Source organism: Parabacteroides distasonis ATCC 8503 (assembly GCF_000012845.1).
GTDB lineage: Bacteria > Bacteroidota > Bacteroidia > Bacteroidales > Tannerellaceae > Parabacteroides > Parabacteroides distasonis.
Genome location: NC_009615.1, coordinates 729,915 through 746,293, shown reverse-complemented (window position 1 = coordinate 746,293; position 16,379 = coordinate 729,915). Strand labels below are relative to the sequence as shown.

Below are 16,379 nucleotides of genomic sequence, written 5' to 3'. Positions count from 1 at the left end.
TCTATTCAATTTATAGTTAGACAATTATATTATTAAAATTCGTTCTCTTCCGATAGGATATAAAGCCAGCCCCCAATACTAGGATGATCGACAGATAAAGATAAATAAATATCCCGTTCACGTTGTCATTCTGGCCATAAGAGTGCATGCCACTCAAGAAATAATTCACGCCGAAGAAGGTCATCAACACCGAATAGAAGGCCAAGATAGACGTAAAATTAAACAACCACAGGTTATTGCATTTCGGTATCAAGCGGAGATGCGTCACGATCGCATATATCACCATCGTAATCAACGCCCACGTCTCCTTCGGGTCCCAGCCCCAATAACGTCCCCACGACTCATTCGCCCAGACCGCTCCCAAGAAAGTACCGATCGTCATCAGGGCCAATCCGATCCAAAGTGACATCTCGTTCACGATACTCAATTCTCGTACCCGTTCTTTGAGCATCACGCTGTTCTTCTCCCCGCTTACGCTCATCATCACCAGATTCGTCAAGCCGATCAGACAGCTAATACCGAAGAAACCATAAGCTCCCACGATAACCGCCACATGGAACATCAACCATGGGGATTTCAAGACCGGAACCAGCGGATTGATCTGCGGGTCCATCCAACTCAAGCCGGACACGAACAAGATGATCCCCCCGAATAAAGTAGCCAACGCAAACGTAAGCGTACTCTTGCGTACGAACAACAACCCGGCGAACACCGTAGCCCAAGCCACATAAACCATCGTCTCGTACGAATTGCTCCAAGGGGCGTAACCTGCGATATACCACCGCATTCCCATCCCATACATATGGAAAACGAATACGGCCAAAATGCCCAGACTTAATAACCAAGTCGTATAGGTAACCCATTTTTTCTTCTTGAATAAGGCCACGAAAGCGAAGATCAGCAACAAGCCTCCCAAAATCAAGTACCCTTTCTTACATTGCCGGAATACATCCATTTGATTATATTTAATCTCGGCCTGTATTTTCTCAGGGCGAATGTCTACCGTCTTATTCTTGGCTTGCTGATACGTATGGATCATACCGATCACCTCGTCCGCTTTCTCCCAATCACCACTCTTCAATCCTTCTTGTACCTCCGATAAATACCAGCCCATAATGTGGGTAACGAACATGGAGTCTTTTCCGGAAAACGCCGACAAATCATCGCCCGGCGCATACCATTTGTGATCCGGATCGTCCTCTTTCGGGAAAAGGTTCAACATCTGGTAATTGATCAATTGATGGAAGATATTCACCTGCTCGTCCAGCTTGATCAAGTCTTTATCGAAGCGGGTACGCTCCGCCGGCATTTTATTGTAGGCCTCTTCCAGCTTCTCTTGCAATTTATAGCGTCCGTGGCTATCGAATACCTCTATATAGGCACACTCCTTATCCGTAAGGTCGTAATAATTGGCCAGCTCACTATTAGACAAGGCGATAAACGGCACCCGGACCCACATATCCGGCATAGCCAAGACACTCAACAAGAACTGATCCGAGTTCAAGGAACCGAACTGATCCGATTTATGCAACTTTCGCAGTACCTCGGAAGAGAATGTATTGATCGGCAACATACGTCCGCTTACCGATTGGATCGGCAACGCACCGAACTTAGCGGCATGTTCCGGACTTATCGCATATTTCTGTATAACCTCCTTCATCTCGGGAGCGGCCGCACCTTGCGCCCGCAAGCCCCCTACGGAAAGAAGAACCGCTACTAACAGGGTCGTTTTACGAGCGCCCCCTCTTAAATCTTTCAACTGACGGCTTAATTTCATGAAACGGGAGTTCTTGCCTACCAAGCAAAGTATAAAGCCGATCACTAAAATCACGTAGCCGGTATACGTAATATTCCTTCCGGCCACATCTCGGTTCACGGAAAGTACCGTTCCTTGCTCATCCGGATCATAGGAGGCTTGGAAGAAGCGATAGCCTTTCACGTCTAATACATTATTCATATATACCCGGGTATGGCGAGTCTGTCCATCTACATGTACCAGCAACTCACTCTCATAAGCAGAGGGACTGGCAGAGCCGGGATAGCGGGTTAAGGTAAATTTCACGAGTTCTACGCTAAAAGGAAGCGTATGATAGAGAGTCTGGTCCGAGGTACGGATCATGATACGATCGCTAGCCTCTCCCTCACGCAGGTGAAGGATTCCTTCCTCGCCGAAAAGGTGGGAAATAAGTGCACCCAGAAGGATGACAATAAAGGCGGCATGGGTGACCATCAATCCCCATTTACGCCGCTTAAGTAACTGGTGCTTGATAACGATAGCCACGAAATTGGCTACCAATAAGAATTGGAGTAAGAAAAATACAGGAGAATAGTAAATCAGCGCTTTAGCGACGGCAGTACCATGATACTTCTCTATAAAAGTAGCGATAGCCAAGCCAAAGGCGTAGATCAATAGAAGGACGATAGTCGTCACGGAAGAAGAGATAAATCTTTCTAGAGTTTTCATTTGCTCATTTATTAATAACACTGATGCGACAAATGTACGCAGATTAATCATTTTTGAAAGAATCGGCGATTAATTTGCCGCATCCATGTTATCTATCTATAAATAGACCTTGTCTATTAATCCTCAATAATTACCCGGAAGCCTACGTTGAACACACGTTGGTACGGATAATATCCTTTACGGGTATAAGCCGTCGAGAATTTCGGTCGCTCGATATAAGAACCGCCACGAACCACCTTATACTCGGAGACCTCTTTCGATTTCTCGTTGTAAGGATAAGGCAAGTAATCTGAACGAGTCCATTCCGCCACGTTACCGTGCATGCAATACAAACCGAACGGATTCGCTTCATATTGCTTACCACCCACCTGAACCAAATTGCCATCATCCACGCCTTCCTCTTTCGGTAAGTAAGTATAGTATTTGTACCAATAAGAAGTCTTAGGCATCGGTTGCGGGTCGATACCGCTTACGGCAAGCAGGAGCGTGGTTACGTCGGCTAGGTTATCCTTTTTGCCGAAGTCCGCATTCATATCGCCATACCAGAAATCTTGATCGCTACCGGCACGACAAGCCCATTCCCATTGCGCCTCGGTCGGAAGCGTGATGTTCAAGCCTGTTTTCTCACTCAGCTTCTTACAATAATCCATAGCGTCATTGTAACTTACACGGATTACCGGTTGCTCCGGTTTATTAGCGGGATATCCTTGAACCACGTGATCTTTCCATTGCTGATCCACGAAACGGCTGTCGTGATCCGGGAAAATCACGTTGAATTGCTGGTTCGTAACCTCCAACTCACCCATCCAGAAAGCTTTGTCAATCTTCACTTTCGCCGTCGGACGAGTATCGGATTGCCCACGATAGCTGCCCATCACGAATTGTCCGGCCGGAATGCGAACAAATGTCATCTTGATACCCGGAGCCAACTCGATCTCCTTACGGGTTTCCTTCTCGTCAGCCAACATAGCCTTGATCCGGTCCGCATCGAAAGGCCAGCCTTTCACCTTCAACTCTTTTTCCTTGACAGGAGCCAATTTCTCCGGCATCTCCGGTTTGATCTCACCTTTACCCTTCAAGTAAGCGGCATAATCGGAGATCTCTTTCTTCCAATCCACGCCTGCGCCATTCGCATACTTATCCGTCAACTCTTTACGACGCTTGATCTGGTCGAAGCCTTGATACGGGATGATATCCTTCGAAAGCACATTCGCATTGAAATAACCCTTATCCGGAGCGTTGTAATCAATCCAGTTATAAAGGGTTTTCCACTCTTTATCCGTCAGTTGCACGTTAAAGTGCCCTTTCTTCAACATACGAACCAGTTCACTCGTGTTCGGATGATATTCATACGGTTGAAGAACCACCATATCACCCTCGCCACCTTGACGGTGTACATACGGATGCAGATTCAAGTAAGAAGTGCCATAACCTAATTTATCCTTCTTGCCCCCACGCAAGTCGAAAGCCTTACCCTCACCATTATGGCAAGCGATACAGGCACGATCCAAGATCGGTTGGATCTCCAGATCGAACGTGAACGAACGGGTCCCCCCTTCCGGCGGAGTCAACGCATGCGGGGCTTTCTGCGAAGCCATCACACGTTTCGGAATAGGAATCTGGTTCTGGTCCTCATGGCAACCGATACAAGATACCACCTCGCCCGGCTGACCGGTCAACCAGCTACGCATCCACTGGATAGCCACACCGTCTTTGTCTAACGGCTGGATAGAAATCGGCGTATTCGCCGGGATCTTGAAGATAGCGGAGCCATCCTCTTCTACTGGTACCGTACCCAACATACGCTTGATGTCCCAACCGGACTGGATTCCATGCCAGTTATGATCGGAGGTAGTCTTCACGTAAGCATACTCATAAGCGTGCAGACGAAGAGACTTAACCGTACCCCGGGGAATGCCTCTCAAACCCTCTCCCTCGTAAATATCCTGAATAAAGACCGTAGCCTCTTTGTCATTCAATTTCACACGGTCCGGAATAGCCGGAGGAGTCTGTGTCTTACGTACGGCAACCGGACTGATATAGCCCTCACCCTCTACCTTACGCAAACAAGTCACGTTATCGAAGACGTCCACCAAATAGATACCCCATAAATCCTGCGGGTCTAATTTAGCGGCCACCAAGAAATATTTATCATTCAGCGGAGTCGGTTTGATAAACTGCGGCCATACGCCATTCACCAGCTCATCCTTAATCTCCTCCACGATCGGCCGGTTACGATACGGGATCTCCTGTACCATACCGGCGGCGCCTTTACGGGCTTTTGCCGGATCGAACACGATCAAACGGCCGGAACGGGCGATACCATGGTGACCGGAGATAATTCCCACGAAAGCGGAACCGTGGCCCGGCAACGGCTGGATATCAAACGTACTGTTCGGGAACATCGATCCGCTACCATACAGCGCTTTCTGCTCCGTACCATCCGGATTCATGTTCATCACGATACGGGAATAATAGTGCGTCAAGTCCGTGTACTCCCAACGGGTATACATCACACGACCGTTATTCATCACTACCGGGTTCCAGTTCGCGTCTTGATCGAAAGTCAGACGGCGCAAGTTCTTCGTATCCGGCGTATAAAGTACCATATTACCGACAGGGTCATCACCGCTTACACAAGGCACGCCTTGATAACCGATATTCGAGTTGGCGATGATACGTCCGTCCGGTAAGTAGGTTCCATCATAAAACTCCAGATCCGGTTCCTCGTTATGTATTAATTGCTTAAAGCCCGAGCCATCCAATTTCACCTCGAATACGTTCCAACGCTTATCGGGCATCGTCTGGGTAAACATAGCACGATCGCCATCCCAATGCATCCGCAAGTCAGCGATAGAGGAACCGTTTTCCGGTTTATAAATCGACCGTACCTGTACATCCTCCCCACGTAGATTACTCAACTCCACAATATCGGCGTCGAATCCCATACGGCGGGCGGACTCTTGGTTGCTCCAGTTATTACCCTGCGTACCCAAATCCGGAGCCATTGCCTTATGAGCGTTTACACCTAATTTAAAGCGGGCAGCCAAGACTTTATCACCATCCAAGAACGGGTTCGCCAGCAAGATCGTACGTTTATTCGCAATCGCTTTCTCCGCGTTAACCAAAGCGGCCTCATCACCACTATAAATGCCATCGAAACCTTTCTTTACCTGCTGTTCCAGCTCATCCAAAACCGGTTGATACTTAGTGGCATCGAAACCTTTCAGTTTTTTCATATCATTGAAAGCCAGACGAATCGCCTCCATATTCAACCAACTCAAGTCGCTCTGCAAATTACAGATACGTTGAATTTTCTCATAAAGTTTCAAATACTCACGGATCTGAGTATCAATATCTTTTTCTGTCTCGATCTGCTTAACAGCGTTCTTTACATACGCAGCGTCTTTCAGACGAGAAGCCAGATTCAAGACAATATCACGCTCAGCGGAAGCGTCACTAGTAGTCAACCAATTCTCCAACCCATCGATATTAGCGTTTAAGGCTCCTAATTCCTTCGGATAAGCGGCTAGCAAGCGTGCGGCCTCCTCCTTCGGGAAAACATTCATGATACGGAAGAATACACTACCTACCGTTGACTGATCGGCCAAACCCACCTCAGCCTCAAAGCGTACATATTCCTTATTGATATTGTACACCATCACGCCATTGGCATGGCATAATACGCTATGGTCGTATTTCTTACCACCGATCAACAATGGATTCCCGTATAAATCCGTATTCTTGCGGATACTGTTCGAACCGGAAACCCAATAATCCGGGTCTAACTCATCCAACCAAACCGAACTACCGTCCGCCTTGATTAAACGGGCATTCGCCCATGTACCCCAATCCCAATCCGTACCGTCCGGTCCGGCGGCCGTAACAAGTACCAACTGATCCTGACCCGTCAAATCGGCGGACATCGGGACAGCCTTCTGCTTCGCTTTGATCCAAGCGGACATGATCGGCATGTTCGCCTTCACCAAAGAGGCACGAAGCTCAGACTTTTGTTTTACTGAGGCGTCAATCCAGTTATCCACCTTCTTTTGCTTCGGACCTGCCGAAACAAGAAGAGAGGTCGACAACAAGAGTGATACCATTATATAGTATTTATTCATGTATTAAATTTAAATTTAGAAGGTTGTTTATTGAAACCCTAAGGATCACGATCGGCAACCCTTAGAATTACGAAGCATAACCCTAGAGGTTTTTATAAAGCGGCCTTCTGGTTCGTGAAACGTAAGCCAGCGTTGTCGTGATAGCATGCCCACTCATCTACGATAGCGCCTTCCGGACCTGCCATCATAAAGTGGAATGTCTCCAATTTCTTCAGACGTAATACGTCGCCGACCTTCTGAACCACGAAATTCTTGCTCTTGATCGGTCCGTGTCCAGCAGGGATAGCCGGGGCGTTCGGGGTCTCGTCACCTACCTCAGAGAAGTTGTATACCCAACCCTTCTCTACCATCCAAGACTCATGTTTAGCAGGAAAGTCAGTCTTTACGTGAGCGTGTTCCGGAATCATCTGGCCCGGCAACAAATAGATAGCGTGAGCGAAATACTTATACTCCGGATCGTTGATCCAGAAAATACCACCCATACCTACATTTTCGAAATCGCCCAAGCCAAAGTCTGTCACCCACATATCTTTCGCCATCAACTCCGTGAAAGGAACATCGTAGAAAGCAAACATATCTTTCATCGCTTCCATAGCGACATCTTGTTGAAACTTGCCGTCTTTATAAAAATCGGCGTTCGTGTACTTCTTTGAATAAGCCATTGTTTTATTTTTTTGATTGTTAGTATTACATGCGTTCGTGCATTCTTTGCGGCAAGTTCCTTCCGGACAATTGCCCTCCCCGTTAGCGGCGCAACAAGTAGCGTCTGTCGTTGTCTTTCCCGTACATGCGACCATAGATACCAACACCAATCCCATAGCCGCCATTTTCATGTTCAAACCTTTTCTCATTTGTTTTTGTGTATATTTGTTAGTACTATTTGTTTCAACGTATCGCTATTCCCTCGATCTCGATCAATAACTCATCCCGGCAAACGTCGGCCCACATATAAGAGATCGGGATATTTAATCCGTAGGTATTCATCAAACGCTCAGCCTCCTTATAGTCGGATTTATTCTTCAAGTAGACTCGTAACTTAACCAATTTAGCGTCAGCGATCAGTTCCGCTATATTTTCCATCGTGATCCGTAGCTGACGTTCCAGACCTACTCCCGTCAAGCTCTCCTCACCACGGATAGCGGCTGTACCGGAAATATAAATCAATTTACGATCCTGAAAAGTCATGCTCTTGGCACGCTCGAACTTAGGGGTCGTCTTCTTTTGTCGGGCAACTTCCAGTACTTGTTCCGAATACGCATGGGCAGCCACCTGCAACTTATTATCGATCGGCGTAGCGAAAGCATCCGGCGTAGTAAACACGGCGGCATCCACATCGATCAAGATACCTCCCAGATTCGCCCCGATACCCGTAGCGGCAGGATAACCATTCGCCCATTCCGTTTTACTATAAAAATCAGACCGGGCGTTATTAAACGCTTGATAATGCTGATCCGGACCGTCGAAAGCGGTTATACGCTCGATATAATTCCACTGACGGATAATGCTATTCAACGGAAAACCCTCCCGACGAAGCACATCCCCCAATAACCGGAAAGCTTCCACCGACTGAGGCTCTATACCAAAATGGAGTACATCCCCTTGAAAACCGCCGGCAAAAAGGAAACGTCCCGAGGCATTCTCCAACAAGACATAAGGAACACCTTGATAATGACGGAAAGTAATCCGATCCTGCGCATCGGGCACATAGCTATGTACCTCCATCAGCAAAGGAGCGTTCAGCGGCGGTTGGGAGACATAGCTCAAAGCCGGTTCGCAATCCCCATAATACCGACGGATCTTCTCCCGCAGCAAAACCCGGCGTGCCACGTATTCCTCATTTGTACCCGGAGTACCGAAAAAGGCCAACCTCATGATCACCTCGTTTTGAGGCAATTGAGACAATAGATCGTCCACCATAACGGCGAACTCGGCCCGCTTGGTGCTTAATATCGTATAATGTATCTTCTCACAATAATTCATATCCTTTTATTTTACAGGGAGTTTACATATTCCGTTAACGCCTCGATATCTTTCTTGGAAACCTTTTTATCGATGCCATGCTTATGGACCTCGAACACCTCTTCCATGGTAGCCGCACGCCCATCAAACAGATAAGGAGCCGTACGCCAGACCTCGATCAAAGTAGGTGTATCCCACCCTTTCTCAAATTCTATATCCTCGCCGATACGGTGCATCTTCATATCCGTATAATAAGGACCGCTATGACACTCGCCACATTTCAGTTTCTCAAACACCTTTCTTCCCTCTTTCGCCTTATCCGATAATTCCCCATTTACTAAATACGGGCTAGGCACCGGACGCAAGGATTTCATATAAGCGTCCACACATTTCGCCATTTCCTCTTCTGGCTCAAAAAACTGAATGAACTTAAAACCGGCACGTACCGCATATTCTGCGCTCTCACGAACACCCGAGATCATGCTTGGGGGAGTCACATGCGAATACAACATGCTCTTACAATTCTTCGAGTTACCAACTCCATCATTCATCAAGTCCCAGTTCATCCCGTCCGTACGGGCATCCCCCGGATGGCAACCGTTACAACTCTGCCAGCCTTGATAGCAATGATTTGCGTCGTTAAAGTATTTCTCGCCCTTGTTCTCCGGCGTTTCCGTACGCCCCGGATTCATGTCGGTAGCCGTCACCTCCAATGTATTTATATCGACGGTATTCAAGATATCGGCGAAATAAGTAGGGATTATCAACTTATCTCCCGAAAATATAAAATTTCGGGGACCGTTTCCTTGTAAGGTAACTCGCTCACGAAGTCCATACAAGAAATTCAAGTCGTAATCCAGACGGCTCTTATCCTTATAAGACTCAAACTTCGCCAACATCGCCGGATGATCGATCACGCTCACCTCATGCGTTCCGCTATGCGTGATAAAGATATGCTTGTCATCGCAAGCGATACTCCAGATACCGGCAGCGCCACGATCCGGCTCGTCCACCAATACCGCCCCAACGAATTCCTGCTTCGCCACATCGATCACGCTGAAAGCGCTCGTGTTCATCCAACCTTGTTGAAGTTGGGAAGTAGGCACCGTGAATCGTCCCAAGTTATGAGACACGTATATATATTTCCCGTCCGGCGTGATACACATCCCCCGTAAGGCATTGCTACCATTCGCCAATTGGATATCTTTCACTTTCGTAAACCCCTCCATCTCGATTACTGATACGCAAGCGGCCACCACATCCACGTCCGCCCGTTGTGCGGGCAGGAAATTCGTAACAAACATATACTTGCCATCCTTGCTGAATACCGCCGATTTAGGCTCACGCAACACTTTCACGCTCCGGACTACCTTACGCATCACCGGATCTATCTCGACCACCGAATTATCGAACTGATTACATACATATATATGTTTCTTATCCGGCCCGAACATCGGATGACAGGCTCCCGATCCCGTCGGTATAGCCGCTTCCACCCTACCCGATTCCAAGGAAAGCACTTGTAAACGGCCGGTCTTCTCGAAGGTCGTCACATACACCTTATCCCCATCCGGAAGCAACCCGGTCGGGATCTCATCAAACGGAAACGAATGAAGTAAGCTCTTACCGTCCGCTGAAAAAATATCCAGATGTCTCGTTCCTTTCTGTGTCATTAATAGCTCCCCCTTCGCATTCAATACGGCATCCGTAGTAAAGAAAGGTGGGTTGCCGGCTGAAGCGAGAGAAACGCAACAGCCGACAAGACAAGCCACCAATGAGTTTTTTATCAAGTATTTTCGTGTGTTCATGGTATATTTTGTATTCCTTATTTTCTAAATCCTAGTTCGTTCGAGATCACCCCGGCAATCTCCTTGATCACCTTCACCGTATTTTTCACCACCTCTTTCGATAAGCGGTCTTTCGGGCCGGAGATCCAAATCGCTCCACAAGGATATCCCGTATAATTAAAGATCGGGGCGCCTACGCAGATCACGCCGCTCAGCTCCTCCTCATTATCCATGGCATATCCCAGCTTACCAACCTTCTCCAATTCCTCCAGATAGGCCTCACGAGAAGTGATCGTCCGGGAATTATACCGTGTAAACGTCATGTAGGACAGGTAACGATCTCGCACCGTCTTCGGCAAATAAGCCATAATCGCCTTTCCGGGAGCCGAACAATGCAACTCAAACGGCTTTCCCGGCGACAGGACGAAGCGGAACGTATGATGTCCTTGCGCTTGTTCGATAAAAATCCCTTTCTCATCTCCCAAGACACCAAAGCAAGCGGTCTCTTTCACTTGATCACGTAAATCACGCAAATGTGGCAAGACGGTCTCTAAGAGATTGTGTTCATTCAAGGATCTGAAACCAAGGGTCAATAATTTTCGGGAAAGTTTATAGCGTTTCGTGTCTTCACTAAAATTAAGATATTCCAGCCGCACCAATGTATTCAAAATACGGTAAGCCGTAGTCTGAGATATATCGAGCGCCGACTTAATATCTTGCAATGTTTCTCCCGCCGACCGCAAGGAAAGGTACTCAAGAACCGCTATGCCCTTCTCTAAATTAGGCACTTTGTAGCTCTCATCCACTTTTTCCATATTTGGCAGCGTGTTTTCCATATTTGAAATTGCATTTCAGATTTGAACCAAATATAGCAGTGATGAATTTAAACAAGACACGAAATATGTAAAAAGGTGTTAAGTATGTTGCAGAGCATATAAATCCTTAAAGGAAAATGATCAATTCTTTTTGATTTACAATGATTTTATCTCTTATATACATATTATTTACCTACTTTCGCGGAATATCCTTGAAAGCACAAGGATATAAGTGCATTCATAAACGAGCAAGAATACAAACATGACAAGCGAAAGCAAAAAAGAAAAGTTAAATAAAAACGAGCTATTAGCTAATTATCAATATCTCATGGATACGATCTGGACTATCTATTTGGAAGACGGAAGCGTCGATATACTTAAATATTCAATGAATCCGGAATTAGTTAATACAAAACAAGATTATACCAGCCTTGCCAACATTCTAAGAAACGACATCTATTCTCCAGACCGTAGTTTATGGGATGAAACGGTTTCGCTTGAAGTTTTCTTTAGAATGATAGCCGAAGGATGTTTTCATAAAACATTTGACTTACGTTTCTGCAACGATCACTTCGGTTTTGAATGGCACGAAACTTTTATCGATATTCTTGTTAACAACGAAGGTATCCCTGATAGAATCCTTTTATCTAGCCGTAATATCAACGATTTCAGAAAAGCGCAAATTATAGAAACCGCCGTAAGATCAGAATATGATTACGTAATCTATATTGAAGCTTCGAAAAATAGCTATGTCATGTATACCTCCGGCTCGGAGAGCTATAGTCCCCCTCCTATCGCCAGCTATGACTATGATGGAGTAGTCGCCTCATATAACCGGCAATATATGGCACCTGAGCTTCACGAAGAAATGACTGAGAAACTACAGATCGCTCATATAGAACCGATACTACGGAAACATGGAGAATATATCGTATATGGCACCATGATAGAGAATGGCGTAAACCGGGAAAAGAAAATGCGATTCAGCTATTACGACAGGGAAAAGAACATATGGTTAATGACTCGAACTGATATAACGGAAATCAAAGAAGAAAGAAAACAAAAAAAACTGTTGCAGGAAGCTTTACAGAGCGCTAATGCCGCCAACCGTGCCAAAACTGATTTCCTATCCCGGATGAGCCATGACATCCGCACTCCTATCAACGCCATCGTCGGTATGACAGCGATAGCTCGCCTGCACATGGATGACCAGATGCGTATAGCTGATTGCTTAAAGAAAATAACCATTTCCTCCAAACTCTTATTAAATCTGATCAATGAGGTACTGGATATGTCTAAACTGGAAAGTGATAAGATCATGCTGACAGAAGAGGCATTCAAGATCAACGAGCTATTAGAGAGTTTATTCGTCATGGTGCAACCGGCCTTTGAAGCGAAAAAGCAAAAGTTTCAGATACATGTCACCAAGATAAAACACGAATGCCTTATAGGTGACGTGCAACGTATACAGCAAGCATTGTTGAACATGCTTACAAATGCGATCAAATATACTCCGGAAGACGGGCAAATACAACTAACGGTAGAAGAGAAACCTTCTGTCTATAACGGTTACGGCCAGTTTGAAATAACCGTAACGGATAACGGTATAGGAATGAAACCAGAATTTCTGGAAAAAGTATTCGAACCTTTCGAGCGGTCGGATGACAAGGCCATTCGCAATATCCAAGGGACTGGTCTCGGCATGGCTATCAGCCGCCATATCGCCCAGATAATGAACGGAGACATTCTTGTGGAAAGTGAATATGGAAAAGGCTCCAAATTCACCATGAGGTTTCATGTCAAACTGGGAAGTACGAATGAATACGACAATAATATATTGGTAGACCTACCAGTACTGGTAGTAGATGACGATGAGGTATCCTGCGAGATCGCTTATGAAAACCTCCAAGAATTAGGGATGAAACCGGAATGGGTTCTTTCCGGTGAAAAGGCCGTACAAAAAGTAATCGACGGAGACACTTACTTTGCTATTATCATAGATTTAATGATGCCCGGCATGAACGGCATCGAAACCACCATAAAAATAAGGGAATACGTGGAACCAGATACTCCGATCATCATCATATCAGCATACGATTATTCCGGTTACGAATTTGAGGCAGTAAAAGCTGGCGTCAACGGCTTCATAAGCAAGCCTATCATGAAATCCAAGCTATTCCATTTAATGAAAAAATTTGCCTCAGACAAAAAGGAAGACGAGCAAGTCCTTATCACACCGACTCATATCATATCTTTTCCCGGCAAACGGATACTGGTCGTGGAAGACAATGACCTAAACCGCGAGATAGCGTATGAATTGCTGCAAGAAACCCATGCAGAAGTCGAGACAGCTTGCGACGGACAAGAAGCCGTTGATAAAGTCGCCGCTTCACCCGAAGGTTATTACGATTTTATAATCATGGATATACAGATGCCTGTAATGGATGGACTCGAAGCGACAAGGCAAATTCGTCATCTCGACCGTCAAGATATCAAAGATATGCCCATTATAGCCATGTCTGCCAATGCTTTCGCCGAAGATGTACGGCTAAGTCTGGAAGCCGGCATGAACGAACATATCGCAAAACCGATCGAGATAGACAAATTATATGGAATTATGAGGAAATGGTTCCAGTAAAAAAAGCCGGAATCTCTTCCGGCCTTCTCCAAACTCAATGAATCACCTTTTTACTTCTTGCAATCGCAAGTTGAATATGCTACCAACATCCAAACCAATTTTTCTTGTTCCTTCAGATAGTCACTCATCAACGCTACCGTAGCCTCATCGCCCGCCTCCGATGCCAAGGAAAGAAGTTTACGCTCCTCACCAATCAGCAGGCCATAGGTATCGAGAATATGTTTCAATGCCTCGTCACCACAGGATACGCCTGATACCTCTTTTACACGGGCTACTTTCAGGTACTCGCTGAACTTGTTCTCCGGCTCGCCTCCCAACATCAGGATACGTTCCGCCAACTCGTCAACCTTCTCGGCAGCGTTGTTGTACATATCCTCGAATTTACCATGAAGAACGAAGAAACCGTGTCCCTTGATATTCCAGTGGAAACCACGAAGGTTCGTATAAAATACTTGGTAGTCCGCCAATAATTGTTTCAAGCTTGCTACTACGTTACTTACCGCTGATGCGTCTAAATGAAGATAATCTAATGTTTTCATACTGCTATTTTTTTAATTGTTATACTTTCCGTTTTCTTATACTGCAAAGATATGGTAAATATAAACAGCTGTCAAACAGATAATTCCTATATACATATAGATAGAATCTATATTTAAACGATCAACAGGAAGACATGCGATAGAACTTAGGTTTCTATTTACCCAATTTAAACTTATATCCTGCGGTAAGAGCCAAGGTATGGTAATTCGCCTCGATAGATCCTCCCTTATACTCTTTACCTAACGATACATCATAGCCAAAATTGATAAAGCATTGTTTTATTTCCACACCTACAGTGGAACTTATACCCCAATCAAAAGCACGAAGCCCTTCACAGGGATCATGGGTATAAAACTTAGCGGATTCTTCCGAAGCGACAGACCATCCCCCGAACATTCCTTTATCCAATACGCTTACGGCTATATAAGGGCCTACTCCGACATTCAAACGAATATCCTCAGCTAATTTGAACGATAAATTAGCCATAATCGGTAATTGCAAGAAATTTCGTGTCACCTTATTTGAGTAATCATACGCATATCCATACGGATCATAAGTAGGTCCCGGCACAGTCCACCAATAATGCCCATATCCATATCCGGGGAATTGGTCATTACTATATCCCCTTTGCGTATAATACAGACCGGACTTCAGAGAAAGAAATTCCGGCTTCAACTGATATTCCACTCCTACCCCAATCTTCCAACTCGGTTTCCAATCAACCATTGGACCCGCCTTCATCACTGTCATACCCGCTTCCGGAACTACCGACCACTGGGCTTGTACCGATACTACACCCAGCATTAACACCATCGCAAATACTACAACTCTTTTCATATACTTTTTATTTTGATAAAATAATCGAACGATATATATGAATAAGACATGAAACAATAAAAAACCCCTATTGGCACCAACAGAAAAAGGCCGGAATCACTTCCGACCTTCTCCAAACGCAATGAATCACCTTTTTTACTTCTTGCAATCGCAAGTTAAATATGCTACTAACATCCAAACCAACTTCTCTTGTTCTTTCAGATAATCACTCATCAAAGCGACCGTAGCCTCATCTCCCGCCCCGGATGCCAAGGAAAGAAGTTTACGCTCCTCACCGATCAAATGACCATACGTATCAAGAATATTCTTTAACGCCTCGTCACCGCAGGATACGCCTGATACCTCTTTTACACGGGCTACTTTCAAATACTCGCTGAACTTGTTCTCCGGCTCGCCTCCCAACATCAGGATACGTTCCGCCAACTCGTCAACCTTCTCGGCAGCGTTGTTGTACATATCCTCGAATTTACCGTGAAGAACGAAGAAACCGTGTCCCTTGATATTCCAGTGGAAACCACGAAGGTTCGTATAAAATACTTGGTAGTCCGCCAATAATTGTTTCAAGCTTGCTACTACGTTACTTACCGCTGATGCGTCTAAATGGATATAATCTAATGTTTTCATAATTGCTACTTTTTAATTTGTTATACTTTCTGTTTTTCTTATACCGCAAAGATACGGCAAGTATAAGTAGCTGTCAAACAGATAATTTTTATATCAAGATAGAGGAGATTTATTAAACTATTCCATACAATAAGTATGCAAATGACATGAATACATAAATAATTGGATACTAACATTTTAAAAAGACGATTATCATTTTCGAAAAACACGTACGTGTTTTTTTGAAAAGTCGTACATGTTTTTCGGGAAACACGTACGACTTTTTACAGAATCATACGGCAAGGAACTAGAACATACATAAAAATATAAGATAAGTCTCCCTTTTTCAGAGGACCCAAAAGCATTTCCCCCAAAATCCCCTACTCGAATCCTCGCTCTATGGAAAACAGATACTCCGGCGACATTTACTAACATTGAGATTTCTCCATGCTTCTGCGCTTCGTCTATCAAGCTCAGAATAGACGAGCGTGAGGACAAGTCCATTTCCATCGGCAGTACGTCAAATCCGGCATTGTTCATTGTCTGGGCAATAATCGCTGCATTATTCATACTGTTTTTTTCCCTAAAAAGGTTACCTTCGCGGAAACAAGATAT

At 45.2% G+C, this 16,379-nt stretch carries 11 protein-coding genes; 1 reads left to right on the top strand and 10 read right to left on the bottom strand.

All coding sequences use genetic code 11. The features are described from left to right. Positions 1-16: 16 nt before the first annotated feature. The 6 genes from ccsA to BDI_RS03090 all read right to left on the bottom strand — a co-directional run bounded on the left by ccsA (position 17) and on the right by BDI_RS03090 (position 11,167). On the bottom strand, positions 17-2,464 hold the full coding sequence (gene ccsA / locus BDI_RS03115) for a cytochrome c biogenesis protein CcsA (protein ID WP_011966097.1): 2,448 nt from the start codon (positions 2,462-2,464) through the stop codon (positions 17-19). Between the two features lie 116 nt (positions 2,465-2,580). Beyond that, positions 2,581-6,567 carry an SUMF1/EgtB/PvdO family nonheme iron enzyme gene (locus BDI_RS03110; protein WP_227204364.1) on the bottom strand — a complete coding sequence of 1,329 codons (3,987 nt, stop codon included), beginning with the start codon at positions 6,565-6,567 and terminating at the stop codon, positions 2,581-2,583. A gap of 110 nt (positions 6,568-6,677) precedes the next feature. Beyond that, a complete protein-coding gene (locus tag BDI_RS03105; protein ID WP_005857754.1) occupies positions 6,678-7,436 on the bottom strand; it encodes a hypothetical protein in 759 nt (252 codons plus the stop codon). 34 nt (positions 7,437-7,470) lie between these two features. Then, positions 7,471-8,565 (bottom strand): hypothetical protein, encoded by a 1,095-nt coding sequence (locus tag BDI_RS03100; protein WP_005857755.1) that lies wholly within the window; start codon positions 8,563-8,565, stop codon positions 7,471-7,473. Positions 8,566-8,576: 11 nt separating this feature from the next. After that, entirely contained in the window at positions 8,577-10,352 is a 1,776-nt protein-coding gene (locus tag BDI_RS03095; protein WP_005857757.1) for a YncE family protein, read from the bottom strand. Positions 10,353-10,369: 17 nt separating this feature from the next. Beyond that, positions 10,370-11,167 (bottom strand): IclR family transcriptional regulator, encoded by a 798-nt coding sequence (locus BDI_RS03090; protein WP_029257197.1) that lies wholly within the window; start codon positions 11,165-11,167, stop codon positions 10,370-10,372. A 241-nt stretch (positions 11,168-11,408) separates the two neighbouring features. Here BDI_RS03090 and BDI_RS03085 point away from each other — a divergent pair, with 241 nt between their 5' ends. Further along, on the top strand, positions 11,409-13,784 hold the full coding sequence (locus tag BDI_RS03085; RefSeq protein ID WP_011966095.1) for a hybrid sensor histidine kinase/response regulator: 2,376 nt from the start codon (positions 11,409-11,411) through the stop codon (positions 13,782-13,784). Positions 13,785-13,834: 50 nt separating this feature from the next. Here BDI_RS03085 and BDI_RS03080 read toward each other — a convergent pair whose 3' ends face one another. From BDI_RS03080 to BDI_RS03065, 4 genes are all read right to left on the bottom strand, one after another. Beyond that, the gene (locus tag BDI_RS03080; RefSeq protein WP_005857763.1) at positions 13,835-14,323 is read right to left on the bottom strand and encodes a Dps family protein; all 489 of its coding nucleotides are present in this window, start codon (positions 14,321-14,323) and stop codon (positions 13,835-13,837) included. 154 nt (positions 14,324-14,477) lie between these two features. Beyond that, positions 14,478-15,161, bottom strand: a complete 684-nt coding sequence (locus tag BDI_RS03075) for an outer membrane beta-barrel protein (RefSeq protein WP_005857766.1) — start codon at positions 15,159-15,161, stop codon at positions 14,478-14,480. A 135-nt stretch (positions 15,162-15,296) separates the two neighbouring features. Further along, the gene (locus BDI_RS03070; protein WP_005857767.1) at positions 15,297-15,785 is read right to left on the bottom strand and encodes a Dps family protein; all 489 of its coding nucleotides are present in this window, start codon (positions 15,783-15,785) and stop codon (positions 15,297-15,299) included. 192 nt (positions 15,786-15,977) lie between these two features. After that, a complete protein-coding gene (locus tag BDI_RS03065; protein ID WP_005857769.1) occupies positions 15,978-16,334 on the bottom strand; it encodes a hypothetical protein in 357 nt (118 codons plus the stop codon). Between the last annotated feature and the right edge of the window lie 45 nt (positions 16,335-16,379).